Source organism: Flavobacterium sp. PS2 (assembly GCF_046250155.1).
In the GTDB taxonomy this organism is placed as follows: domain Bacteria; phylum Bacteroidota; class Bacteroidia; order Flavobacteriales; family Flavobacteriaceae; genus Flavobacterium.
Genome location: NZ_CP176426.1, coordinates 4,674,166 through 4,698,617, shown reverse-complemented (window position 1 = coordinate 4,698,617; position 24,452 = coordinate 4,674,166). Strand labels below are relative to the sequence as shown.

Sequence of the window (24,452 nt, the reverse complement as noted above, 5' to 3'; positions counted from 1 at the left end):
TAAATCATTGATTATTACTATTTCTTAACCATTCGAAAAACTCTTCATAACACCAAGCCATTCTTCTATTTAAGTTAAAAGTATCTACAAAAAATATTTTATTTAAATTCTCACATTCAGCTACTACTATTGAAAGAGCAGATTTATTTGGAAAACTTTTTGTATTCCAAAAAGGATGTGTGATTACAATGTTAATATTCTTATAAGTGATAATAGGAATATTTTCTATAACGCGGTAATAACTTGGGTTTTGAATAATATCAATACCCAAATTCATAGCGAAATCTCTAGCATATTCATCTGCCATTTCAGGCCAATCTCTAATTTCAATATAATCCCAATTGCCATCTAAACCTGATAAATATGAAGCATCTGACAAAACTCTTATAAGACCAACTGCCAATCTCCAATCTAGGATTCCATGATAATTTAAATTCCTATAATTCCTTAAATCTTTATAGCAAGAATCTTTACATATTTTGGCATGCTCTTCATTGATAAAACTGTAAGTATATCTATTTTGAGGACTAGGCTTTAAACACATTTTAAAGAATTCATCAATATTATTATGAAGATAATCAACAAAGCCAGATCCATTAGGTAATTCATCGGACAACACTATTCTTCCAGTGCTTCTTCCTGTCAAATCATCCAGTTCTTGCTCCGTAATTGCAGCCAATTCAATCTCTTCAGGTGAAACATCTAAGAGATCCGCTAGACACCTTTGTAATAAATAGGCCGCTGAATGAAATGCTCCCTTGGAACTAACTTTCTTCGCTTGATTTGTAGTATGGAATGGGTTTATATCCAATGAAAAATCTAAGTTTTCAGGATGTAAACGTATTACATTTGTAGTTTTTTTAGCTCCTAAAGATAACTTTTTGCCATTTTGAGTTTCATCTGATAATTTAATATTAATTCCAGATTTTTTAATTGCCTCATTAAAACCGAAACCCAATTTCTTTTTTAAACCCAAATCCAAGAATTGATTATTAAAATCTGCATAATATTTATCAGTAGTCTGCAGAAAATTAAACCCTTCTTCTCCATTAGTATTCAATCGCCAGGTAAAATCACTAAGAGCGATGCCAACAATGCAATTTCCCTGTTTTTTACCTTTCTCATCAGGGCTTATAGCTTCAGAAAACAATAGTGGTTTAGAAGTGCTAATTTCTTGATCAACCTCTCGATCTTGTGGTTCATTACTCCAATCCGTCCTAAAAGCATTTGGAAAAACTACTAAATAAGCTTTTTCACAATTTTTATTAATTTTATCATCTACTGATTCACCTTCTATATGTTGCAGCGTTTTTAAAATATTATTTTGTAAATTCACCACAACCCATACTGGTTTTTTATAGGCATCATTATCATAGCAACGGGCTTTCCAAGTTCCTTTATTACTAAAATCTTTATATATTTCCCCTATGTTTGGAGTCAATCCAACACTTGTATAAATTCTTTTATCTTTAGTTTTTTGAGCCCCTGGGGCAAAATCAAATATAGCTCTCTCAATTGGACGACTTATTGTTTTTGGCATAAAACTATTTTCTGATTTTTTTTCAAATCCTACAATAAGATTCCTTAAACCTGTTGGCATTCCAGACATTGGTAAAATTCCTGAATCGGCCATAGCTTCAGATAAGTCACCAGATGCATATCCTTTTTGAATGTCAGAAAATTTTTGTAGAAATTTTTCTTCTATCCATTGTGTAAAACCATCAATATTATAACCCAGATACAATTTATTATTAACAAATAAATTTAAAGTTAAAGAATCATAGATATCCTTCCAATTATCTTGAACATCGACCCATTTTTTAAGGTCATTGAAATTGTTATGATCTTTATTAAAAAAATCTTCTATTTTACCGAACTCTCCATGTACAGATCCAGATGTAGTAAAATTTTCAAAATATCTCTGTAAAATCCCTTTAATAATCATTCTATAAAGAATTTGATCTTGAGCTTGACTTAAAAATGGAACTGGTGAAAGATCTCCTGTCATTCTTTCTGGATTATTGAAAAAATATTCATCATGGCTTCTTCCTCTACAAAATGTTAAAGCAATATTAAATGCTTGTCCAGCTCGTCCAGCTCGTCCTACTCTCTGTTGGTAGTTAAATCGCATCGGAGACATATTTCCTTGATAAACAGCTTGCAAAGATCCAATATCAACACCCACTTCTAAGGTAGTGGTAACACTTAATAGATCTATTTCTTCTACAATTTTATTTGGACCTGTTATAATTCCTTTAAAAAGTCGTTGTCTTTCAAGTTGATTATCTGTTTGCCCTGTTAATTCTTCACAACGCATTCTAATAACTTCATGATTATCTAATAATTGCTTAGCATAAAAATTACGCTTTCTGGTTTCTTTAGTGGTTCTGCTTGAAGTTTCGGGTAATTGCTTAAAGCAAGATTTACAAACACCAGCAGAAGGGTGTAAGTGAATGGTCTTACAATACCCACATTCATAAACTTTATCATCATCGTCAGCAAAATTAATCCTTAAATTTTCTAATTTTAATACTCCGTCAGAATGTCTATATTCATTAGTTAATGAATTCCATAAGGCTTCTCCTAATTGTTCTTCATCAATTGCTTTATTTAGAGCAACGCTTTTTATATATTTTCTTTCAGGTCTCTTTTTAGATAAATCGCCATAATTTCTTATCAATTTTTGAACATAGGTGCTATCTGTTTTGTTGTGTTTATAATTATCTCCTAAAATTCTAGCTAAAGTATTTAATGCTTGTGCATAATCGGAATTAGTAATTAAACTTGGTAAAGGGTTTTTTGTTTTAGTGGATATCTCAACCAATCCTAAAGCAGAAGACTCCATACTATAGAATAGGCGTCCAAAAATAAAAGAACTTATTTCCTTATAAACAGGTACTCTTATCCCATTCATTAGTATTTCTTCAGAATGCACACCAACAATTTTTCCTTCATTTATTGTAGCTTGTTGCCAATCAAAGCAGTCTTTCCAATGCTCAGTACTTTCAAAGTATTTACCTTCTCGCACTAATAACCTTTCTTTTGATGAAGCAGGGCCAGCAGGATTAATACCTTTCTTAACTAAACCAAATATAATTTTATCAACTAAATCCTCCAATTTAATAGTAGCTTGCTTTACATCAGCAACAAGTCTTTCATCTTGTGTCTGTGCAGGAATAACATCATCATTTATTGCACTGTATGCCATCTTTATTTTTCTTGCATATTTTTGATCCATTTTTTTAAATAGATCCCTCTGCAGATTCAAATTTCCAACTTCCAAAGCATCAAGAAATTCTTTTGCAAAAATTGTTTCTTCACGCTGATCTAATAATAATTCCTTAATTATTTGATTATAATTCTCTTTCTCAATATCATTAGCAAATCTGGCAGACTCCTCTCTACTGTCAGAAAAAGCAACTAACTTTCTTGGTTGTTTTTCCGTGTTTGGTATGGCAGTAAATAACTCCTTCGCTAATATTTGATTTGTTTTACCAAAACCAGTTCTAAACCCTCTTATAGGTGATTTTCTTTTCTTACGATATTCATAATCTGCTGCACAATTAGGGCAACTATGTGGTAAGGCTGTTCCCGACTCATTTGATGGTTTTACACCTCCACTGGGATTAAAATATAATCCTTCTACTGTATTGGGTCTCCGATTATAATAAAGTTTTCCATCGTTGTTTCCTAAATACCTTATCTCCCATAAATTTTCTTCCAGTAAATCTGAAATGATCTCGTCTCCTTCTAAATATTTTGGCCAAAAAACTGCATAATCGAGTTCAGATCGTCTTTCGACCATTGCAGATTGAGACTTTTCAGGAATGCTTTCAATTTCTGGTGGGGTAGTAATTATTTCATCCCTAAATGTTTTTTTATCAGTATATTTAATTTTCGTTCCTCCAACAAAAGTTGTCCCACAATTTTCACAATAAAGAGACTCAAAAACCCGCTTTTTATGATGCTTAATACTTGAAAATTCTAATAGTTCATCAAATGGATCTTCATTTCTGTCTCTACTTAATTCTCCTCCTTCATCATTTTTTAATGTTGTCCACAGTCCTTCTATATTTCGAATAAAAAAATGCATTCTAAATCTAGGCAAGTTACATTTTATACCTTTACCATATTTAGTATCAAATAGACCACGAATCAATAAAAGACCTTTTATAGCTTTATAAATTTGTTCGTCATTTTTTAAATCTCCAAATAATTGTCTTCCTATGGAAATGAACTGTTCTGTTTTATCCTCATCATTTTCCTTATTAAATACTGGAAAAGGTCTGAATCGATAATTTTCTGATCCCTTATCCAAAGACTTAAAAGCAAAAACTAATTGCGAATTTAAATTCTCATCTAAGTTTATTTCTTTCAATAGTTGAGACACTCCTTCTTCAACAACACATTGCTTCCATTCAGCTACTTTTATCCCCAACTCATCTATAAAATCCTCTTCATTTGAGCTGGAAATTTCAGAAGCGAAATCCGCTAATTTAATATAGGTTGATGGCTCGATAGGTTTTCTAATCTCTTTTGGCAATTTATAAGTTCCATCAATTACTTTCATTTCTTTATTTAGTCCAAAGAATCCTTTAAGAAATGATTGGCTATCCTCATATTCTCGACTTCCTTCCTGTCCATCCAAAGAAGCTGAAGAAGCTAAAAATCTTACTTTTGATGAAGAAGGATCTAGACCTAATCTAGAATATAATAGTCTTAATAAATACGAAATTTCAGTACCTGGTGTACCACGATACAAGTGAAGTTCATCAATTACAATATGAAAAATTCTTTCTTCTTTTTCTTTTGTTCTTTGGGCATCACTTAAATTTTTCAAATCCCAATCTGTAGTGCATTCTAACCATTTTTTAGTCTCTTCAAGCATTCCACTCTCTATAGCTCTCATAAGAATAATACTAAGCATTGAAAAGTTGGTAATTAGAATATCTGGAGGTGTTTGATGCATATCAAAACGTGATCGCATCTCTGCGCCATCTAATCTTTGAAAATTAGTTTTCAATTCTAATTTTTCTTTATCTGATAATTTCTGCCCCTCATCTGATACTAAATAGGCTTCAATTTCATCATAGGTTTTTTGGATATTACTTAGTTCTGTAGCCAATTGTTGCCATTTTGACTCATTTATTTCAATTTCACCTAAATCATTTATCTTTGAAAGACTACCTGAAACAGGAGTTGTACTATTATATCTTCCAAAAAATATTCTGTTACCATTCAACTCTTTATCACAAAATTTACGGATTACATCATTGTCTAAAGTCATTCTTAATCTTGTAAGCTGATCCTCAACAAGGGCATTCATAGGGTAAACAATAAGCGCCTTCATAACTTGTGGACGATTTTCATTAGATCGCTGTAAAACGCAATCAGCTAATCTAGCATCATTACCATCAAGTAGTATATTTCTTTTACCTTGTCCATTTGTGTGCGGACCAATTTCATTAACACATGCAGTAACGTGGATATATTTTGATAAATCTTTTAGCAAGTATGCAATTAATGGGAGTAAAAAAGCTTCTGTTTTACCAGATCCTGTTCCTGAAGTAATAACACAGTTATTTCCTTGTAATGCAGATTGAAGCATTCTAAATTGATGCTCATACAATGGAAAATCTCCCATAAATAGACCTTTAGAAACAAAGCCCTTAAAGAGTTCCACCTCTTCTTTTGTGAGTCCTGATAGATCTCTTTGTGATAAATTTTTAATTTCTTTTCCTTCTGCACTTTTGTATTCAAGCAAAGGTTCAATCCAAGGTTGTCGATACAAAACTTTATCAGTATTAAGTAAGTTCTCTCTATTACTTTCAAATTCCTCATAACGAGTACCGAAAGCAGTTTTGATATATGATATATAACCTTCTTTTACTTTTTCAAAAATTCCTAATGGATTTATCATTTAATTTATAATATTACATTGTTGATTTAATTTACTTTCAATTAATTGTATTATACTATTATGAATATTTCTATATACTCGATAAGATTTGTTTTGATACCTATCCAAAATAGGTATTCTTGCATCAATTAAAAGCAACCCTCTTTCTATCCAAAATGGTAGTTTCATGTTTAATGGAATATACAAATCAGAAACATCTTGAACGCTATCCTTTTTTTGATAGAAAACATTATTTTCAATGAGTTTGAAACTGCACAATGCATAATCATCTAAAACTTTAGTGCCATTTTCATCCTTATATATGTGAATCATTTGTCTATCCTTAAATCCATCATATCGTATAAGGGCCGGCCCTGAAACAGTATTTATATCTTTTGTCGATTCTTTCCAGATGTAACTTTCTGAATCAAAAATTAGTTTCCTATGGTGATCAGTTGCATATAAAAGTTTTGTACTTAGATAAGCATCAAGTTCTTTAATGGACCTTTGTGTATAAAAACAGGCCAATTGATATACAGCATAACTGCTGTTGAATGGATTCTCTATATTGTTAATATATTCAATTCCTATTTTTTGAGCAAGCTTTTTGAACCTGTCTAAATCACCCAATTTATCATAAATTTCTATTCTATAAGGCAATATTTCTGATTCATTTCCATAATGACTTGTCGATTGAATTATCAAATTTAGCTCCAGACAGGCAGCAACTAATTTTTCAATAAATGCGTTGTTTCTAAAACCAGTTAGAAATGCTTTTAATCCTTTTGGCGACTCAATAAAAAATAAATTAGTAGGAGAAACTCTAATTACTTCACCATATGTTTGAAAATTAATATAGCCTAAATCTCTCCAATAATGCATTACCCTTTTACTAAACTGAGAGCTTATTGTTGGGTTTAATTCTTTGATAAGGGTAACAAATTCAAATGTCTTAATAGAATTATTAACTGATAAATAATTTAATAGTTTTTCCCCTTTATGATCTTTATTGTAACTAAAACTATTCAAGTTTTTTGTAATATAGTCACTCTCCCCGGATTTAAAGATATTCCACAGATTTCCGTTCCATGTATTGAATTTAACAGTATCAAAGTCCTCTCTGTTAAAGTTTATCGGAATATCAAATATATCTTCAGACTGAATCACTCTTTCAACAATATTTACCCCATCTTGATCTTTTGAATATGGGCGAAAAACATTACTATGTTCTCTATTGCTTAACTCTCCTGTTGTATAAAAAAAGTGGCTTTTTACATTTGACTGCCTCTCGTAAACATAGAATTGTACATTTTCAGGAATATTGTTGTCCAACACAAATAATCCATCTGTTCCATTTAGAGCCATTGCTAATTCCCATTCTTGATCATCTTCTATGCTTTTGGCAATTAATTTTGGTTCTGCCACGGGCCCTGAATATTTAAACGAGCTTTCAAATTCTTTTAAAATAACTCTTCTTCTATCGAGCAAGAAATTACCAACTAGCTCAATTTTCCCCTCGATTATCTGTTTATACCCAAGAAGATTATTTAAGTTTTTAAACTGAGATTCTGTTAAATTTTCAAATTCAACAAAACTATAATCTAACCATGGAGTTTCATAAACTTCAATCTGCATATTAAATGCTTCTTTAACAAAAAGTAGTTTTTCAGAATTAACTAATACAAGAATATTTATTGCATTAGTAGGTACTAAAACTTCAATCCATTCTTCTAATTGTCTATTTAAAACTAGCCATTTACAAGCTCCTGTAATTGAATATCTTCCACTATTTCCATTTCTAATTGAAAAATCTTTTTTTGGTATCCAGTCAAATACTATTTTCTTGGAGTATTCTTTGTATTCATGTTCAACATTTAAAACAACACCTTGTAAATTAATAATATCTTCATCTAATTCATTTGAAAAGGCCCTAAAATAAATATTCTCTATTTCTATTTTACTAGACCATCGAGGCAACTCTTTTAAACAAAAAAGTAATGGAATACATGGCTTACGAATATTCCCTGAATTTGAAGATATTATTGAATCTATAAAATTATTTTGATAATAGTCATTTATAAATTTCAACAAAGTTTCTTTTAATTCTGAGTCTTCTTTTAAATAATCAATAATGATTTCAGAATTGCCAATTCTCTTTTTATTTTCTTTAAATATTTCTAACCATTTTTCAGCAAAAATATTTTCTTTGGGAGTTATCCCAATATCAATCAACACATTAAACAATTGCCTAAAGTGGTATGAATTAAATAATCCATGTCTTTCTATTCGAGAGACATATTTTCTTTGCTTGTTCTTAGGCTCTTGTATACTAAAATAACCTATTTTCTTAGCTTTGAAATTTTTAGACCAATCTTCTAAATCAATCCAGACTAACTCTAAAATATCCTTTGCAAATCCTGTATTGATATCGTTCCATTTATTTTTAAATCGACTTTTTCCAATAGTATTTATTCGAGTATAAACATTTGAGACACTTAGGGTTTCATTTTGTGATTTACTCAAGCTTAAAATTAAATATATTAACAGCCCAAAATACTCAGGTATTGGCTTCCTTAAAGTTCTCCCTTCAATTGTATTTGGCTTACTTAATTCATATAATTCACTAAATTTGTCTGAAAATAATTTAGATCTTAATTCTTTTTCTATAGATAATTCAAAATCAGAATATGTATATTTAAAGTCTGAGATTTCTTCAAATAATTCCTCATATACAAAAAAACATGGTATTTCTTTTGCTTCGTTCTTTGAATTAAAAAAATATTCGATAAGTAGTTTATTCCATTTTTTGTAATTAAAAATTAAGATTTCATTTTCTTGATCATCAATTACGATTGATATATAATCTGAATTAATTTTTGAACTTTCATTACTTAATTCTTCCTTTTCTAAATTAGAATAAGATAATAAATTTCCAGGCTGGGATTCATTTATAACTTTAATATTCTCAAAAGGTATAATTGGTTTAAAATTTCTTTTAAACTCAAATTCATTCCAAACTTGAATACTTAATTTATCGATGTTGCCATGATTATAAGTACCTATTCTCTCTAATGAACTAAATATTAGTATTTGTACTTGTATCGATCTAATATTTCTATCTAATTCATAGGCCAATTTTTGAATTTCGGGATTACTCTCATGTAAACCCAGCCCATTGAGTTTTCTAAAAAGATAATAGACTTTTATTATTTCTTCTTTAGACCATTCTTGCCCAGATTCTATGATTTTCTCTTCACCTATTATTTTATCTGCCATTATTTCGTATTCTTTAATTGATCGCACATAATAGGCTATTTAGTAATATTTTATAATCCAGCGTAAAAACTTATCATTCTTACTGTCCAAATATCGCCCGTATAATTGATTAAATTACGTTCAAATCATTGTAATTTTTAAGCTTTTCTTGAAATATTTTTTAATAGAACTTTAAAACCATTTTGTTAGCTTAACTAATCCTCTTTTTTCTCTTCTTTGTATTCTATACTGATCTATTTTTACATTTAATCACGTTACCTATTAAATATTTACCTGCAAATAAGCAAATATTATAATTTATTTCACAAGGTTATTACGTAAAACCATAATTGATTTATTAATCTCAAAAATATTAATTATCATATAAAGATGAACAAATAGTTTTGGTGTTTATAGAATATAAATGAATGTCAGATTTGATACTTTCATGTCAAAGAAAGGTTAAATTTTAAAAAATAAATATAATAAATTTTATAAGTTTAATTTAAATCTAACTTAGCTAACTTGTGAACAGAAAAACATTACACTAATCAATATGACAGAAAAAATAAATGTATCCACAATAAAAAGTCTACTTTATCATGTGCATATAATACAAAAAAAGTATGATGATATCGCCGAGATTACAGGAGAAAAATTTAATATTTTTTCTGTATTGAATTTAACCAACAATGAGGTGCGAACTCATTCTGCATTTATTGGCGAACTTTTAAACACTAAGGGCTCACATGGTTTAAAAGATAAACCCTTAAAACTTTTCATTAAAATCCTAGAAGATAAATTTATTTCGAATGAAGTCGAAGAATCAGAAATTATGATTGATTTAGATCGATTTAAATTTAATACTGAAACTGCAACAACAATAGTTGAAAAAAACATCAAAAAATTGAATGAGGACAAAACTGAAGGAGGTCGTATAGATATTATTATAGAGGATCGGGATAAATTAAATGCACTTATTATTGAAAATAAAATATATGCAGGAGAACAACAAAATCAACTAGTAAGATACTATAATTATTGTAAAGAACACTTTCTAAAAGAAGTACCTATATTATACTTGACACTGGACGGAAGTTCTCCCACTTCTGGAATAGGGCTCATTGAAAAACAACACTATTTTAATATATCATACAAAGAAGACATCATAAATTGGTTAGAACTCTGTATAAAAGAAGCATCTGATAAACCAATGCTTAGAGAAGTAATAAAACAATATATTTATCTAATTAAAAAGCTAACAAATCAAACAATAAACAAAAAAATGAGTGAGGAAATACAAAATATAATTTTAAAAAATTTTTCATCGGCAGAGCAGATTGTCAAAGAGTTTGATAAAATTAAATATAAAATTTCAGGCAATATAAGAAACAGAGTAGCAGAAGTTTTAATTTCTGAGTTGGGTGAAAAATATGACATCATTAAACGCAGGGATAAAATAGGAGAAAAAAATTCTGGAATATGGTTGTCTCTAAAAAAATATCAAAAAACTGGAATATATTTTGGAATTGAACCTTTTAGTGGAAAAGGGAATGTTCGTAATGAATTATTTTTTGGAATTTTAGATCTAGAAGATAAACATAAAGCTACCTTTCTAAATCATAATTTTAAATGTGCTGGATGGTGGCGAGATGTTGAATTATTTAATAATTTGGAAGATTTTAAAAATAACCGAATAAATTTTAGCGATTCTGCTTTTATGAGCTATTTAGGACAAGACCCCATGAAACAAAATGAATTAAGCAGAAAAATAGCTAAAAAAATGATTGAATTCATACAATCAAAAGAAAATTCAATAATTAATATTTACAAAGAATTATACACTTAAATAAATACATCAAAAAAATGAATTATTATTTACAATTTTATTGCTAAAATAAAAACAGATTAACAATTTATGGATTTAAATACATATTGATGGAAATGAGCTTTTGAAAATCTAGTTTTTACAAAAGAATTAGCAAATTTTGAAGAGGGTAAAAAGATGTTTAGATTTTTTATTGATTAAATAATCTAAAATACCAATCATCGTTTTATGACAAAATCATGATACATTAAAGAGATGCAAACATCTGACCTTTATTATTTTCTTGCGTTAAGTTTGCATTGTGAGCTGAATTAAATGATTTACTGATTTTAGATTCCCATTGTACCTGAAATTCTTGGAATATTGTAAACATGGACTTGCTAATTACTGGCTCCGAAAGTAACAGAACAAAACATCCCAAAATAAAACTACGCACCTAAACATCTGAAACCCATAATAAAACAAGTCTGTCAATTTCTACATCTGGGAGTAAAATATTAATATTATTGCTTCATAATCCATAAAACTTTTCGATTGTTTACTCCATATTATTCCATTCCCCTAAAACAATTTCACAATACTCAATAAGTGGATTATTAACAAAATTATTTAACGATTCCTATAAAAAAAACTCCGAAGTCATCATACATCGGAGATCATAACATTAGTAAGTTTTGCTTTAAGAACGTGGTTTAGACAAGTTCCTGTCGTACATAATAATAGTTCCTGCCACGGCCACATTTAAACTTTTTTCTGATTTAAATTTGACTAAATGATGGCATTTATCCATTACTTTATGAGATAAGCCATGATCTTCTGCTCCCAATAAGTAAACACAACGCCTTGGATGTTCAAAAGTCTCTAAATCGGAAGCTTTTTCATCTAATTCAACGCCAACCAATCGCGCACCTTTGGGCAAATTTTCAAAAAAGGCTTCAAAAGTATCATAATGAAAATAAGGAATTGCTTTTACTGCATCGTGAGTATCACAAGCTTGTTTGGCATATCGATTACCTATGGTAAATATAAAAGTAGCGCCTAAGTTTTGAGCCGATCGCCACAAAACACCCAAATTTTCAGGCGTTTTACCATTTTGTATTCCTATCCCAAAATACTCATTTATAAAATTATCATTCATAAAGGCAAAAGTACAAACTGTAAGTACATAAGTCAATTTTTTATTGAGATGAAACGAACTACTTATGACTTACTAGAAACAAAGAAATAGCTTAAATCAACTTAGATGGTCAATTATTTAAATAAAGAAATTTATTATATTAGCCTGAGGTAAATATCCATTTACAACTCAAAGCTAATTAATTTGACCTTATTGAAACCTTTCTTTGGCTAGCCTAAATAAGTTAGCAGTCAGAACATTAATGAATTAAACTATGACAAAATGGTAAATAGAGGTTTTACACCTTTCCCAATTTTAACAACTGAAAGACTAACTCTTAGACAATTATCGGCGGAAGATAGTTCAGCTATTTTTACATTGCGTTCTGACACAGAAATAAACAAATATCTTGGCAGACAAGCAAGTCGAACAATTGAAGATGCAATAACTTTTATCAACAATATTAATGATAACATCAAAAGAAATGATTCGATTTATTGGGCAATAACTTTAACAAATAGCAAGATTTTTGTTGGAACAATTTGTCTTTTTGACTTTTCAAATGAAAAAAATAAATGCGAAATCGGTTATGAACTTTTGACAAATTTTCAAGGTCAAGGAATAATGCAAGAAGCAACTACAAAAGTTATTGACTATGCCTTTCAGATAATACAACTTAAAAAGATAGAAGCATTTACTCATAATGACAATTTGAGTTCGATTAAACTTTTGACAAAACTTGACTTTAAAAAATCAAAAGAAGCTGACAACGAAAACCCTGAGTGCGCTATTTTCACCTTAACAAATTCACTTTAAGCATTTTAAATTAAATTTTCATAAAGAATACTCTGCTAGTCAAATCAGCAACTTCGATTACTTGCGAAACTTTCTATACAATTAAAAAATGAAAATGAGTATTTAAGGAAGAAACTTCGGAAACGATACTGATTATGTAATCGTATTATCTCCGAACATTATTTTATACTTTTTTCGGATACTTTTAGAATATTTAAAATACCCTACTCTATATTTTTAGTTCTAAAGCTTTTCAGACAAACTAATAAAACTTCCTTAAAAATGGGCATTAACAAATAAGTAATAGCATTAATTGGTATTATTTTTTACATTTGCTTAATCTTATTGATTCTAAATAAATCACGCTATTGAGTCGTGAATTTTATAAGAATCAACACAAATTAAAAAGTAATAAATATCTATAATATGAAAAAAAACATTCTTCTTTCTTTCGCATTAGTCGCAACTTTATTTGTTAGTGCTCAGCAAAAAAATACTTTATTAGAAGCTTCTTTTTGGAAAACAGCGCCAAGTGTTGATGTTGTTAAAGCTGAAATTGCAAAAGGAAATAGTCCATCTGAAGCGAATGCAAATGCTTTTGATGTACCAGTTATTGCCATTAATAATGATGCGCCTTTTACAAGTATAAAATTCTTATTAGAACAACCAGGAAATCCAGTAAATAAATCTACTCACGACAATCGTATTTACTTACACTGGGCGGCTTACAGAGGAAATACCGAACTGGTAGAATATCTTATTGCCAAAGGTTCAGATATTAACTTTGAAGACAGCCATAGTACTACTCCACTTGTTTTTGGTGCTACTAGCGGTTTACTTAATTCAGGTATTTGTGATGCTTTTTTTAAAGCTGGAATAGATCCGAAGAAAAAATATGCTAATGGAGCAAACCTATTGCTTTTGGCAGTTCCGTTTGATAAAGACCTTACGATTACCGACTATCTTACCAAAAAAGGATTGTCTCTAAAAGATGTTGACAACAACGGAAACACAGCATTTGATTATGCTGCAAGAACAGGAAATGTTACTCTTTTGAAAAAGTTATTAGAGAGAAAAGTAAAATATACTGATAATGCACTTCTTATTGCAACTCAAGGTACACGTAGAGAAACTACTCCGATTGAAACTTATAAATTTTTAGTGGAAGAATTAAAAATAAAACCAACCGCTACAAATAAATCTGGAGAAAACGTATTGCATCTTTTAGCAGGAAAACCAAACCAAGCCGAAATAATTACTTATTTCCTTGCTAAAGGTGTTGATGTTAATGCGATTAATAAAGATGGAAACACTCCTTTTATGATTGCAGCCGGAGCTAAAGAAAATGGAGTATTAGAGCAATTATTACCAGCAGCAAAAAATATCAATTTACAAAATGCCAAAGGAGAATCTGCCTTGACTATAGCTGTAAAATCTGGAACTGCAGAAGCTGTTGCAATACTTTTGGCAAAAGGTGCCGATGTTAAAGTTATTGATAAAGAAGGTAATAATTTAGGTGTTTATTTAGTACAATCTTACCGACCAGATGCTAAACAAGATCCATTTACTGCCAAAATAAAATTACTACAAGAAAAAGGATTAGACCTTACATCTCCTCAAAAAGATGGGAATACATTGTATCATCTTGCAGTTCCTAAAAACGATTTATCTTTGCTTAAAAAATTAGCTGATTTAAACATCGATGTAAATGCTAAAAACAAAGACGGTTTGACTGCTTTACACAAAGCTGCAATGGTTGCCAAAAATGATACTATCCTGAAATACCTTCTTTCTATTGGAGCTAAAAAAGATATTATTACCGAATTTGACGAAAGTGCTTATGCTTTAGCCAAAGAAAATGAGTCATTAACAAAACAAAACATATCAATTGACTTTTTAAAATAATACTTTTAAATTTTCAAATACCAATTCAATTAAAAATATAAAACCGGAATGAAATCAATATTTAAAATAGCTTTTACAAGCGCATTAATCTGTCTTATATCTTTTCAAGCTTCAGCACAGGCAAGTAAATACAAATGTATGCTTCAAATGTCTAACTATATGGGAGAAGGTGCTTACATCGTAGTTTCACTTATCAACCCTAAAGGAGAATACGAAAAAACACTTTATGTAATGGGAGACGATAAAAAATGGTACAACTCATTAAAAGAATGGAATAAATTTCAAACTAAAAAACTGGTAGATATCAGTGCAAAAACTGGAGCGTCTGTTACTGGTGGAGATCGTAGTATGACAACAATTGAAATTGAAGATTCTAAAATAAATAAAGGATATAAATTAAGATTTGAATCTGCTGTTGAAGATCAAAAGTACCATGTAAGCGATGTTGAAATCCCTCTTACAACTGAAGGTCTTGCTGCTAAAACAGAAGGTAAAGGTTATATTAGATACGTGAGATTAAATAAAATTTAATCTCTTAAACCTGAAATTCGAGCTTTGTCAAAGTTTTAAACTTTGACAAAGCTTAAAACATTTGATTACCTTTTAGATTACACTCAATGACTCTTTCTTTCTGGCGTTACACTCACTTGGCTTTGGCTTTGTTTTCTTCTTTATTTCTACTGTTGGCATCTGTAACGGGTATCATACTGGCAGTAGACGCAATTCAGGAAAAAACACATCCGTATAAGGTTGAAAATTTTGATCAGATAACTTTGGGTCAAACTTTGCCAGTTTTAAAAAAGATATATCCTGAAATAACAGAATTAAGTGTTGATTACAACCAGTTTGTAACACTTCAGGCAATTGATCAGGATGGTAATGATGTTAATGCTTATATTGATCCCAGAACAGGGAAAAATTTAGGAACACCAGTTAAAAAAAGTGAATTTATCCAATGGACAACTGCCTTACATCGTTCTTTGTTTCTTCATGAAACAGGACGCTTTTTTGTTGGCGTTATTTCTTTTTTATTGATTTTAATTGCTTGTTCTGGTTTTGCACTTGTTTTAAACAGACAAAGAGGAGTCCGTAACTTTTTCTCTAAAGTAATTAAAGAGTATTTTGCTCAATATTATCATGTTGTATTAGGAAGATTAACTTTAATTCCGATTCTGATTATTGCTATTACCGGAACTTATTTATCACTGGAAAGATTTAATTTTTTCATGGATAAAGAGAAAAATCAAAAGGAAAAAACAGAAATTATAAAACCTTCTAAAGGTAAAACTGAATCAGTATTTACTACTACCCTACTATCTGATGTAAAAAAAATAGAATTTCCATTTACATCTGATCCTGAAGAATATTATATCATCGGATTAAAAGACAAAGAAATTGAAGTTAATCAGGTTACAGGAGCTGTAATAACTGAAAAACGTTCCCCGATGACGGTTCAATTATCTGATTTAAGCCTTGACCTTCATACCGGAAGAATAAACGCTATTTGGGCTATAATATTAGCTATTGCCTGCATCAACATTCTCTTTTTTATATACTCAGGTTTTGCCATTACATTAAAGAGAAGATCAAGCCGAATTAAAAATAAATTCAAAGCCAACGAAAGTAAAATCATTCTACTCGCAGGTTCAGAAAATGGAAGTTCATTACGTTTTGCCAATGCTATTCAAAAACAATTAATCGCTCATGGCGAAAAAGTTTTCCTTACGGAACTTAATAATTACAATCTATATCCGAAAGCAGAACACATTATCGTTTTCACCTCTACTCATGGTTTAGGCGATGCACCTTCTAATGGAAATAAATTTGTATCGCTATTAAAGAAATACAATCAAGAACAAAAAATCAATTTTTCGGTGGTTGGTTTTGGTTCAAAAGCTTATCCTGATTTTTGTGGTTTTGCTATTGAAATTGATCAACTTTTAGCCACTCAAAATTGGACGGAACGCTTTTTAGAAATTCAAACCGTAAACGACAAATCTGTTCTCGAATTTCTAGAATGGATAAAATTATGGAGTGCCAAAAGCGGAATTCCATTATCAACAACGCCTTCATTATACAATCATGTTCCTAAAGGTTTACAAAAATTAATGGTATTAGATAAAACATTAGTTTCTGAAACGGAACAAACTTTTATATTGACTTTAAGAGCTAATATGAGAGCCAAATTTACTTCGGGTGATTTACTGGCTATTTATCCCGCAAATGATACCAGAGAGCGTTTATACTCGATTGGTAATCATTCTGGCAATATACAATTGGTTGTAAAACTTCATCCTCACGGTTTAGGTTCTGAGTTTTTGAATAATCTTAAACCTGGGAATACTATTAAAGCTAGAATCTTAAATAATAAAGCTTTTCATTTTCCTAAAACTGTGTCTAAAGTTGCTTTAATATCTAACGGAACTGGTATTGCTCCTTTCCTTGGAATGATTGAACAGAATAAGAAAAAAGTTGAAACTCATTTATACTCTGGCTTCCGAATGGAAACTGAAACTGTTTTAGGTTATAAAAAATTTACCGCAGAAATGATTCAAAAGCATCAACTTCAAAGCTTTCATTTAGCTTTATCACGTGCAGAAAATCATCATTATGTAATGGATTTGATTAAACTAGATGTTGACTTTTTTATTGATTTATTACATCAAGGCGGCGTTATCATGATTTGTGGTTCGCTTGCAATGCAAAAAGATGTAGAATCAATTTTGGATGATTTATGTCTTTCCAGAGAAATGAAATCTATTTCATATTATAAAGATAATGGTCAGTTGTTGACAGATTGCTATTAAGTTAATTGATAATTGTTAATTGATAATTGTTAATTGATAATTGTTAATTGATAATTGTTAATTGATAATTGTTGGATTGTTGGATTGTGTAAGTCCCTTCGGGACGACATATTTATAGAGATTTATTCGACAAAAACCAAACCCCATCGGGGTGACATATATTGGCTATCAGAAAAATATCGCTCCGCTGGAGCTTAATCAAAAGAAATCATGCATACATCAATCCTACATAAGTTTTTAGTTGTTTTTATAATTGCGGTTAGTTTTTCAGGCAACGCACAAGTTCTCCGAAAAAGAACGACGCTGCTTATGGGAGGGCGTTTTGACATTACTATTGTTGCAAATGATACTGCATCTGCTGAAAAAAATATTGATGCTGTAATTGCCGAAATTACCCGAATTGAAAATTTAATTTCTGATTGGAAACCCGACTCACAAGTATCTGAAGTAAACCAAAATGCAGGAATCCGACCTGTAAAAGTAGATCGTGAGGTTTTTGAATTAACACAAAGAGCCATAAAATTATCTGAAATAACAAATGGCGGCTTTGACGTTAGTTTTGCTGCAATGGACAGAATATGGAAATTTGACGGTTCGATGACCGAGATGCCTTCGGCGGAAGCCATAAAAAAATCAGTAGAAAAAGTAGGCTATAAAAACATCATTTTAGACAGTGTACAATCTACCATATTCCTAAAACTTAAAGGAATGAAAATAGGATTTGGAGCTCTGGGCGAAGGATATGCTACCGATAAATGCAGAACTATGATGCTATCTAAAGGAATCAAAGCCGGAATTATAAATGGATCTGGAGATATGAGCACCTGGGGAAAACAACCTAACGGTGAACCATGGAAAATTGGCATTACAAACCCATTTAATACCGAAAAACTTTTAGCTGTTGTCCCTTTAGAACAAGAAGCTGTAACCACTTCTGGAAGCTATGAAAAGTTTGTGATTTTTAATGGCAAAAGATATTCTCATATAATAAATCCTGCAACTGGATACCCCGCAACTGGATTATGCAGTGTTACCGTTTTTGGTCCTGATGCAGAAACAGCAAACGGACTTAGTACTTCTTTAATGGTTTTAGGTCAAAAAGAAGGTTTACTTTTACTTCAAAAATATCCTGATTATAGTTGTTTGATGATAACAGATAATGAAAAAGTAATCAAATCAAAAAACTTCAAAATCAAGAAATTCAAGACTAAATTTTAACCTTATAATCTACGGATTCTCTAGCAGCTATTTACAATCTTAACTTCTTGGTACAATGAAAAACCACACCCTTCATGATGTTCTCGAAAAATGGATTAAAGCATGGTCTTTATCAAGAGAATTATCTTTACCCGCAAAATACAAATCGGGGTGGATGGTAGATGTGGGATATGAAAACCAAAAACAACGTTATGTTTTTCCTGAACTTAACAATGATTTTATTCAATTATTTGAGACTATTGATGAACCTTGGGTATATTTAAAAGTTTGTGCTTCACCCGATGAACTAAAAGGCAAATTATCTGAAAAATGGGTAATTCAGCCTCAAGGTTATATGATGTCTTGTTTTAAACAAATGAGTTTTGCCAGTGGTAATTTACCCGATAAATACAAGTTCGAATATGAGAGTTATAGCTCTACTTTTGTTGTTAGAATTGTTACTAAAGATGGCGAACTAGCATCGATAGGACGCGTTGTTCTTGTTGATGATTTAGCCGTTTATGATAGAATCTCAACCGAAGCAAATCATCGTCGAAACGGTCTTGCTACTTTCTTAATGAAAGAACTCGAAAAAATTGCCTTAGCCAATAGCGTTTACAACAATTTTCTGGTTGCTACAGAAGATGGGAAATCCTTATACCAGACTCTGGGATGGGAAATCTATAGCCTTTATACATCGGCTGTTATTGTTGATTAAAACAAAATAATCCCATTCAAAACTCATTATTATTTATTTTTTAATGAAACAATGTTGCATTTGTGAATAAGATTTTTATATTTGCAACAGTATTGCGTTAAGAATAGAAAAACAGAAGGAAATAACAACTTTCTTCATCGTTTTATATCATAATTCTTTATTATTTTTATTCTTAAATAAACATGCTTTATTAAATCTTGATTCGTCTGAATGAAAAAGAAATTTAAATTTATTAATCTTCTTATGCCACTAATAGTAGTATTCGCTATACTATTTCCGGCAATCCATTCTTATGAACATATACAAAGTCATGATACTCCCCATAAAAACACACAGCATTTAAGTACTGCTAAAACGGAACTTATAACACACAATCATTCTTCTGAAGAGTGTGCTATATGTCATTTTAAATTTACTCCTGTAAGTACGTTTACTTTCATGTCTTTTGAGTTTTATAAAAGATGTAGCATAACCTCGTATGTCTCTTTTTATTACAAATCTTATTCCTATTTCTTTAAGGGATCCTTATTTGCTCTTCGAGCGCCTCCTACAATTTAAAGTAAAATCAATTACTTGGCATTAATCCATTTTTAATAGTTTTCTTTTAGATGTTACTACAAAAGCTAATTGTATTAGTTATGTAAATTCATTTAGACGAAGTGTTTATAAACTTATATTTTCTTAAATGACTTATATGGTTTAAAACCACTTTTCTATAAAAATTTCTATAAAAACTAACCATATAAGCTATGTAAGTTCATATAAACAAAGTGTTTATAAACTTATATTTTCTTAAATGACTTATATGGTTAATAAAATTTTATAAAGCTGTCATTCGGTTTCGTTTATTCAAAAAGCCAAGATTTTACTTCTGCTTAATTGCAATTCCATTTTTAAACAATTCACATTTCATAGAATAATTATCTATGAATATGTCCTTCTGTGCTCCTTTTTAAGTTGGCATTGCGTATAGCTGTATCATTTAAAAAAGCGCATTCCCCTACTCTGTAACCAAAAATTAATACATATGAACAAAATGAAAATCTCAAAACTTGTACTGGCATCTTTTGCTGTAGTCAGCATCTTTACAGCGTGTGATAGCAGCGATGATGCTAAAATTGATACCGAATATCCTGTTATCGATATATCGGCAGCAAATGCTTTCCCAATACAATGCAGCGAAGCAATCCGTGGGCAAAAATTTACTTTCAGAGCTAAGTTTACCGACAACTCGGCATTAGGATCGTATAGCTTGGATATCCACCATAATTTCGACCATCATAATCATAGTACCGAAGTAAATGATTGTACTCCTGAAGCTATAAAAAAACCTGTAAAACCATTGTTATATATCAATTCTGTCACTATTCCCGAAAATTTAAAAAGCTACGAGGCAACTCAGGAAATCAACATTCCGACAGATATTGATCCCGGAGATTACCATTTCCTTATTCGCCTAACCGATAAAGAAGGCTGGCAAACAATTAAAGGTTTAAGCATCAAAATTAAATAAGTGACTTTGAAGAACGAATATAAATCAAATCGATTACGGATTATTTATCTGTTGCTGTTTTGCGCTGTTATTTTTACGAAAGTATCTGCACAAACCGTCAATATATCAGGTAGCGTATTCTCTAATAGTCATAAACCTTTAGAAGCTGCAACTGTAACGATTTACCCCTCATCTATTACCACTCTTACAAATAAAGAAGGTGTTTATTACTTTAATCAAATTCCGAAAAACTCAAAGAAACTTATTGTTAGTTATTCGGGTTATATCAAATCTGAAATTGAACTTTCGTTAGACAAAAACTCAAATGTACAACCTCATATTATCTTACATCAGGAAGTTAAAGAACTACAAGAAGTTGTAATAAAAGATAATTATGCAACGCGTCTTAACAAAAAAGAATCACTTAATATAGATGTAGTAAATAGTAGTTTTATTCAGCGTAATCTTGGCGGCAGTTTGATGCAATCGCTCCAAAGATTACCTGGTGTAAAGACTATTTCTATTGGTTCTGGAGGTTCAAAACCTCTTATCCGGGGATTAAGTTTTAATCAGGTTATTGTTGTCGAGAATGGCATTAAACACGAAGGACAACAATGGGGTGCAGATCACGGGCTCGAAATTGACCAATATGCTGTAAATCGTGTAGAAATCATTAAAGGCCCATCTTCATTTATTTATGGTTCTGATGCTATTGGCGGCGCCATTAATATAAAACCGTTACCTGTCCCGGCAAAACATACTTTGGGCGGAAGCCTAGATATTACTGGCAAAAGCAATAACGAACAATATGGTGGTTCTTTTAACCTGTTTGGGCGTAATGAAAAATGGTTCTTTGATACCCGAATCACTACAATGGATTATGGCGATTATCGTGTTCCTACTGATGTTGTTCAGGTTTATAATTATGCTGTCCCGTTGTATAAAAATCATTTACGCAATACCGCTGGACGCGAACTCGATATGCATGCGAGTACAGGATATATAGGTGAGAAATTTAAATCGGTTATGTATCTAAGTAATGTATATAGCAAAACTGGCTTTTTTGCCAATGCTCATGGTCTTGAACCTCGAAATGTAGATACAGAACTTCATGACAAATCCAGTCGTGATATACAAATGCCATATCAGGAAGTAAACCATACCAAGATAAGCAATACTACTTCTTTTCGATTAGGCGAACATCAACTGGAAACTCAAATAGGTTTTCAAAAGAATTTTCGTCGAGAATGGAGCCATTATGTTAATCATGGTTATATGCCACCTATATATCCCGATGATATGTATGCTCCAAAAGATCTAGAGCGACAATATGATAAAGAAGTTTTCTCCGCTTCGGTAAAAGATGAATTCTCATTGGGCAATCATCAGTTTACTGTTGGAGTAAATACAGAATTGCAACAAAATAAAATTGGTGGCTGGAGTTTCCTGATTCCTGCTTTTACGCAAGTGAACGCTGGAGCATTTGCTTATGACAAAATTCAGCTCAATGAAAAATGGCTGCTACATGCTGCGCTACGATTGGATTATGGAAAAATTAAAATGAAACAATACACAGATTGGTTTGAAAGTGAAGTAACTACTAATGGGCAAACAAATTTTGAATACTTAGAACGTTCGGAAGAGCTTACGAGAACATTTAAAAGTTTTACCTGGTCGGCAGGAGTTAATTACAATCTGGAAAAATTCTCATTGAAAGCAAATGCAGGAACTAGTTTCAGAATGCCGATTGCTAAAGAATTGGCTTCAAACGGTGTAAATTATCATTATTTCCGATTCGAAAAAGGAGATCCAAATTTATCTGCCGAACAATCCTATCAGTTAGATCTTGGGTTAGAATGGCAGGATAATAAGTGGTCTGTACAATTGAGTCCGTTTTTTAATTATTTCCCCAATTACATCTACCTAAACCCTACTTCGCAACATGATATTTATTATGGAGCAGGCAATCAGGTTTTTGAATATGAGCAAAGTAAGGTCATCCGTTATGGAGGTGAATTGCAAACGCGCTATCAATTCTTAAAAAATTTAAGTGGTGAAATTCTTGTCGAATATCTTTATTCTGAACAATTATCGGGTAGTAAAAAAGGCTATACCCTACCCTTTTCTCCTCCTGCATCGGTTTTGTTTGGGCTTACTTATAGTCCCGAAATTAAGAATCTAAGAGAATCTTATTTCTCCTTAGATTATCGTTTTACTGCCGAGCAAAACCAAATTGTTCCACCAGAAAAGAAAACTGCCAGCAGTAATGTTTTCAACCTTGCCTTGGGAACAAAAATAAGAACTGGACAGCAGGATTTAGCCATTTCACTGCAAGTACAAAACTTGTTTAATGCTAAATATTTAAATCATACTAGTTTTTATCGATTAATAGAACTCCCTGAAGCAAGCAGAAACATTATTCTATCGGTTAAAATTCCCTTTTTAATACATAATCAAAAATAATATGAACCCTTTTAAACAAACAAAAAAACCTATGAAAAAAGCAAAATTATTCCCCTTGTTTTTACTATTTATTGGCGCATTTACAGCGTGTAATAATGACGATGATACTACCCCAGAAATTGCAAAACCTACAATGACAAATGTTGAAATTGGTTCTGCCAATAATAAGCAAGGAGTCATTGGTCGCGATTTTCACTTTAACGCCGATGTTACTGCTGGAGATAAAATTGCAGCCGTGCAGCTTAAAATACTTCCTAAAAAAGGAGAAAAATATACAAGCGATTGGAAATTAGAACTAAGTTGGGCTGAATATGTTGGTGCAAAAAACACTACAGTACATAAGCACTTTAATATTCCTAATGAAGCTCCTGAAGGTAAATATGACTTTTTCTTTACAGTATTGGACAGCAATGGTTCTAAGCTGGAAATTAAAGAAGATTTTACCATTGTCGATGCTGCAAATTTACCTACTGATCCATTAATTGGCCGAGATATGATTTCTCGCAACGAAACTTTAATTTATCATATGGGAACTTGGGTTGAACCTGAGCTAATCTTTAAAAAGGACGACATATTAACGGCTCATGCTCAGATAAGTCAGATTAAAGGTGATGGAATATTATACTCTGTACTAATTAAAAAAAGCGCCAATTACCATCCTGAGAGTATTGACAATCTCGATTTTAAAAAAGTAATCGTGATTTCTAAAGTCGAGCATAAAGGTCTTGCCGCAGCATCAAAAATTTCGACTTTACAAAAGATAAATGATGTTTGGGGCGGCGAAAAAATTGTTATCGGTGCTGCAACTGATGCTAACCTACCTAATGCAAACCCAATAACTGGCGAAAAAGCATGGGAATCTGGTGTATATAACTGGGTGGTTTTGTATAAAAATACAACTTACAATCTCAATGTATATAAGTCAATGCCTATTACCATTAATTACTAATCTAAATATTATCTTAAACACCCTTTT

Annotated in this window: 14 protein-coding genes; 10 read left to right on the top strand and 4 right to left on the bottom strand. The window is 31.0% G+C overall.

Annotated features, from left to right (window positions below):
* Positions 1–4: 4 nt before the first annotated feature.
* Both ACJ6WR_RS20360 and ACJ6WR_RS20355 read right to left on the bottom strand, forming a co-directional pair.
* Positions 5–5,920, bottom strand: a complete 5,916-nt coding sequence (locus ACJ6WR_RS20360) for a DEAD/DEAH box helicase (protein ID WP_409416307.1) — start codon at positions 5,918–5,920, stop codon at positions 5–7.
* A complete protein-coding gene (locus ACJ6WR_RS20355; protein WP_409416306.1) occupies positions 5,921–9,175 on the bottom strand; it encodes a hypothetical protein in 3,255 nt (1,084 codons plus the stop codon).
* A 535-nt stretch (positions 9,176–9,710) separates the two neighbouring features.
* Between ACJ6WR_RS20355 and ACJ6WR_RS20350 the strand changes: the two genes are divergently transcribed.
* Positions 9,711–11,003 carry a PD-(D/E)XK nuclease family protein gene (locus ACJ6WR_RS20350; RefSeq protein ID WP_409416305.1) on the top strand — a complete coding sequence of 431 codons (1,293 nt, stop codon included), beginning with the start codon at positions 9,711–9,713 and terminating at the stop codon, positions 11,001–11,003.
* 226 nt (positions 11,004–11,229) lie between these two features.
* Here the strand turns inward: ACJ6WR_RS20350 and ACJ6WR_RS20345 are convergent, their stop codons facing one another.
* Positions 11,230–11,355, bottom strand: coding sequence for a hypothetical protein (locus ACJ6WR_RS20345; RefSeq protein WP_409416304.1), 126 nt, complete (start codon positions 11,353–11,355; stop codon positions 11,230–11,232).
* A 306-nt stretch (positions 11,356–11,661) separates the two neighbouring features.
* On the bottom strand, positions 11,662–12,120 hold the full coding sequence (locus ACJ6WR_RS20340) for an RNA methyltransferase (RefSeq protein ID WP_409417943.1): 459 nt from the start codon (positions 12,118–12,120) through the stop codon (positions 11,662–11,664).
* A gap of 261 nt (positions 12,121–12,381) precedes the next feature.
* Here ACJ6WR_RS20340 and ACJ6WR_RS20335 point away from each other — a divergent pair, with 261 nt between their 5' ends.
* From ACJ6WR_RS20335 to ACJ6WR_RS20295, 9 genes are all read left to right on the top strand, one after another.
* The gene (locus tag ACJ6WR_RS20335; protein WP_409416303.1) at positions 12,382–12,915 is read left to right on the top strand and encodes a GNAT family N-acetyltransferase; all 534 of its coding nucleotides are present in this window, start codon (positions 12,382–12,384) and stop codon (positions 12,913–12,915) included.
* Positions 12,916–13,320: 405 nt separating this feature from the next.
* Entirely contained in the window at positions 13,321–14,799 is a 1,479-nt protein-coding gene (locus ACJ6WR_RS20330; protein WP_409416302.1) for an ankyrin repeat domain-containing protein, read from the top strand.
* A gap of 48 nt (positions 14,800–14,847) precedes the next feature.
* On the top strand, positions 14,848–15,330 hold the full coding sequence (locus tag ACJ6WR_RS20325; protein ID WP_409416301.1) for a DUF2271 domain-containing protein: 483 nt from the start codon (positions 14,848–14,850) through the stop codon (positions 15,328–15,330).
* Between the two features lie 86 nt (positions 15,331–15,416).
* The gene (locus ACJ6WR_RS20320; RefSeq protein WP_409416300.1) at positions 15,417–17,606 is read left to right on the top strand and encodes a PepSY domain-containing protein; all 2,190 of its coding nucleotides are present in this window, start codon (positions 15,417–15,419) and stop codon (positions 17,604–17,606) included.
* Positions 17,607–17,816: 210 nt separating this feature from the next.
* The gene (locus tag ACJ6WR_RS20315; protein WP_409416299.1) at positions 17,817–18,824 is read left to right on the top strand and encodes an FAD:protein FMN transferase; all 1,008 of its coding nucleotides are present in this window, start codon (positions 17,817–17,819) and stop codon (positions 18,822–18,824) included.
* A 55-nt stretch (positions 18,825–18,879) separates the two neighbouring features.
* Positions 18,880–19,521, top strand: a complete 642-nt coding sequence (locus ACJ6WR_RS20310) for a GNAT family N-acetyltransferase (RefSeq protein ID WP_409416298.1) — start codon at positions 18,880–18,882, stop codon at positions 19,519–19,521.
* 1,027 nt (positions 19,522–20,548) lie between these two features.
* Positions 20,549–21,034 (top strand): DUF4625 domain-containing protein, encoded by a 486-nt coding sequence (locus ACJ6WR_RS20305; protein ID WP_242667511.1) that lies wholly within the window; start codon positions 20,549–20,551, stop codon positions 21,032–21,034.
* Positions 21,035–21,040: 6 nt separating this feature from the next.
* Complete coding sequence (locus ACJ6WR_RS20300) at positions 21,041–23,476, top strand: TonB-dependent receptor (protein WP_409416297.1); 2,436 nt, start codon at positions 21,041–21,043, stop codon at positions 23,474–23,476.
* Positions 23,477–23,507: 31 nt separating this feature from the next.
* Positions 23,508–24,425: a DUF4625 domain-containing protein gene (locus ACJ6WR_RS20295; RefSeq protein WP_409416296.1), complete on the top strand. Its 918-nt coding sequence runs from the start codon at positions 23,508–23,510 to the stop codon at positions 24,423–24,425.
* Positions 24,426–24,452: the final 27 nt, after the last annotated feature.

Excerpts from the sequence above, each read along its gene's own strand:
- ACJ6WR_RS20325 (WP_409416301.1), top strand. The coding sequence starts at position 14,848 with ATGAAATCAATATTTAAAATAGCTTTTACAAGCGCATTAATCTGTCTT.
- ACJ6WR_RS20360 (WP_409416307.1), bottom strand. The coding sequence starts at position 5,920 with ATGATAAATCCATTAGGAATTTTTGAAAAAGTAAAAGAAGGTTATATA.
- ACJ6WR_RS20295 (WP_409416296.1), top strand. The coding sequence starts at position 23,508 with ATGAAAAAAGCAAAATTATTCCCCTTGTTTTTACTATTTATTGGCGCA.
- ACJ6WR_RS20345 (WP_409416304.1), bottom strand. The coding sequence starts at position 11,355 with ATGTTTACAATATTCCAAGAATTTCAGGTACAATGGGAATCTAAAATC.
- ACJ6WR_RS20355 (WP_409416306.1), bottom strand. The coding sequence starts at position 9,175 with ATGGCAGATAAAATAATAGGTGAAGAGAAAATCATAGAATCTGGGCAA.
- ACJ6WR_RS20310 (WP_409416298.1), top strand. The coding sequence starts at position 18,880 with ATGAAAAACCACACCCTTCATGATGTTCTCGAAAAATGGATTAAAGCA.
- ACJ6WR_RS20320 (WP_409416300.1), top strand. The coding sequence starts at position 15,417 with ATGACTCTTTCTTTCTGGCGTTACACTCACTTGGCTTTGGCTTTGTTT.
- ACJ6WR_RS20315 (WP_409416299.1), top strand. The coding sequence starts at position 17,817 with ATGCATACATCAATCCTACATAAGTTTTTAGTTGTTTTTATAATTGCG.
- ACJ6WR_RS20350 (WP_409416305.1), top strand. The coding sequence starts at position 9,711 with ATGACAGAAAAAATAAATGTATCCACAATAAAAAGTCTACTTTATCAT.
- ACJ6WR_RS20335 (WP_409416303.1), top strand. The coding sequence starts at position 12,382 with ATGGTAAATAGAGGTTTTACACCTTTCCCAATTTTAACAACTGAAAGA.
- ACJ6WR_RS20305 (WP_242667511.1), top strand. The coding sequence starts at position 20,549 with ATGAACAAAATGAAAATCTCAAAACTTGTACTGGCATCTTTTGCTGTA.
- ACJ6WR_RS20330 (WP_409416302.1), top strand. The coding sequence starts at position 13,321 with ATGAAAAAAAACATTCTTCTTTCTTTCGCATTAGTCGCAACTTTATTT.
- ACJ6WR_RS20340 (WP_409417943.1), bottom strand. The coding sequence starts at position 12,120 with ATGAATGATAATTTTATAAATGAGTATTTTGGGATAGGAATACAAAAT.